4 protein-coding genes and 1 pseudogene are annotated in these 1,957 nt (G+C 36.2%); 2 read left to right on the top strand and 3 right to left on the bottom strand.

Translation table 11 applies throughout. The features are described from left to right. A partial coding sequence (locus tag AC11ZT_RS06205; protein ID WP_484058765.1) for an aminotransferase class I/II-fold pyridoxal phosphate-dependent enzyme occupies positions 1-338 on the top strand: 338 nt, incomplete at its 5' end. Between the two features lie 67 nt (positions 339-405). On the opposite strand, the gene AC11ZT_RS06200 is transcribed toward AC11ZT_RS06205, so the two are convergent. Further along, positions 406-801 carry a cytosolic protein gene (locus tag AC11ZT_RS06200; protein WP_379968079.1) on the bottom strand — a complete coding sequence of 132 codons (396 nt, stop codon included), beginning with the start codon at positions 799-801 and terminating at the stop codon, positions 406-408. Between the two features lie 245 nt (positions 802-1,046). On the opposite strand from AC11ZT_RS06200, the gene AC11ZT_RS06195 reads away from it, so the two are divergent. Continuing rightward, on the top strand, positions 1,047-1,352 hold the full coding sequence (locus AC11ZT_RS06195; RefSeq protein WP_379968077.1) for an iron-sulfur cluster biosynthesis family protein: 306 nt from the start codon (positions 1,047-1,049) through the stop codon (positions 1,350-1,352). Positions 1,353-1,382: 30 nt separating this feature from the next. Here the strand turns inward: AC11ZT_RS06195 and AC11ZT_RS06190 are convergent, their stop codons facing one another. Both AC11ZT_RS06190 and AC11ZT_RS06185 read right to left on the bottom strand, forming a co-directional pair. Beyond that, positions 1,383-1,643, bottom strand: a complete 261-nt coding sequence (locus AC11ZT_RS06190) for a hypothetical protein (RefSeq protein WP_484058764.1) — start codon at positions 1,641-1,643, stop codon at positions 1,383-1,385. Positions 1,644-1,709: 66 nt separating this feature from the next. Then, positions 1,710-1,957: pseudogene (locus AC11ZT_RS06185) on the bottom strand (SAM-dependent methyltransferase); the annotation flags it as partial.

Here is a 1,957-nt window from a genome sequence, read left to right as displayed (position 1 = left end):
CTGCACTTTTACATGGAGATTCTTTCTGTGAAAACAGCCGTAGCATCTACCAAAAACGGAGAGATGCATTAATAGACGGCCTTGGCAGCATTGGTTGGAACATAGAAAAACCATCAGGAAGCATGTTTATATGGGCACAGATACCAGATGGGTGGACTTCTTCAGATTTTGCATATGCTCTGATTGACCGAGCGGGAGTTGTCGTTATTCCAGGTCAAGCATTTGGGCCTTCAGGCGAAGGCTATGTTCGTATTGCCCTTGTTGAGCCAGATGAAGTAATGAAACAAGTTGTGGACCGAATTGAGAAAAGCAATATTTTAAAAAAAGTGATGGCTTAAAACAACTACAATCTTTCTAGTAAATATCAAACACCGCTTAGCTAATTGCTAAGCGGTGTTTCTTTACTTATACTTCAACGGTTTTTCCTTCTTCAACGATATGGAACATGAGATGTGCTAGATGATGGAGCGGACCATAGCTTTCCTCATCCTCATCGTCTTCCTCATCAAATTCTAAATCATTTAAGTATAGAGCGGAAAATTCATAAAAATCTTGTAAGGCGAAGGAGTAACATGCACTTGCATCTTCATTTTCTTCTTCATATTGAAGAACAAGATAAGATTCTTTTCCTTCACTGTCTACTGCGTCAAAATATACGAAAAAGCCTACATTTGTATCTAATTCAAACAAATGACGAGTTCCACCAGCAGTTGCACGATTAAAATCTTCCTCATTCAACTTCTCAACATTCATTGCTGCTACTTGATCCTCATTATGAAAATGCACAGTAAATGATTTCATTATTACACCTCCAAATTATGTACGTAACTAGCATACCAGAAGAAGGTCTAATTCACAAAGAGAAGTGAAGAAAAATGTATTTTTTTTACTAAAATTGCGAAGTGCTTAGGAGTTTTCGATGATTTGAAAAAAATGGGATGAAAAACAAGCATTTTTGTTCAAGTAATTCCCTCCTTATAGTAAACTAAAAGGACAGATTCGTTTTATTCTAAATTGTATAATTTAAATTTTAAGAAGGTGAAATAATGCACATATACATTACGGAAAAAGCTGAAGCCATGCTTCGTTCCTATGGGAATCCCGCCATTATTACGATTCGTGTGTTACCATCTTGCAGTTGCAGTGCTACAGTCGATATGGAGCTCGTTCAAGATGAATTACATAAAGATAATCTGATTTTTGAAAATGAGGGATTATTTCTACAATGCAATTCATATGCAAAAGAATACATTGGTCCAGAGTTACACATAGAGTACAAAACGGGATTTCGTTTGTATACAAAAAACGAAACAATCGCTTACGGTATGTCAATCCAACCCCTAAAAAAATAAGCAAAGGGCACATTTACTTGTGTCTTTTGCTTATTTTTTAGCTTCGACTAAAAATCGTACAAGTAGGTCTTTTTTTCGTTGCACCTCTTCATCCATATCCCGCAGCGATTCGATATAAAGTAGAAGCGGACGCTTCGCAGCGTTGCTGTATAATGCGTCTTCTGCTAATTGCTGCAATGACGATGGTATATTTGCCAAGACTTCATTTTGTTTACCAATAATGTCTGCACCGATATAGCCTTGCTTTTCTATATCTCCTTTTACCCACTCCACAAATGAAATATTGCTCATTCACTGGTGCCTCTTTTCAATTAAGTTGAACTTCAATAGGCATATTGCGAATACAATAGTAGTAGCTTATTTTGCTTTTTTTCCATATAATATAACAAAGTTATAATATTTATACATAACATCCACATCAGAAAACCCAGCTTCTGTAAGCCACTGCATTTGTTCATCTAAAGAAGACATTTTATCCAGTTTGGTTCGTTCATACGCAGACAAAATTTCTTTCTCAGATAAACCGCTACTTTCTACTTTTTGTTTCCAATCTTTCTTATACAAGTCATCTAACTGGAGAGTAGCACCAAGAACTTGATCTGCAT

It is taken from the genome of Ectobacillus sp. (assembly GCF_056992975.1).
The sequence above is the reverse complement of the archived record's forward strand: the minus strand, read 5'-3'. Positions and strand labels throughout refer to the sequence as shown.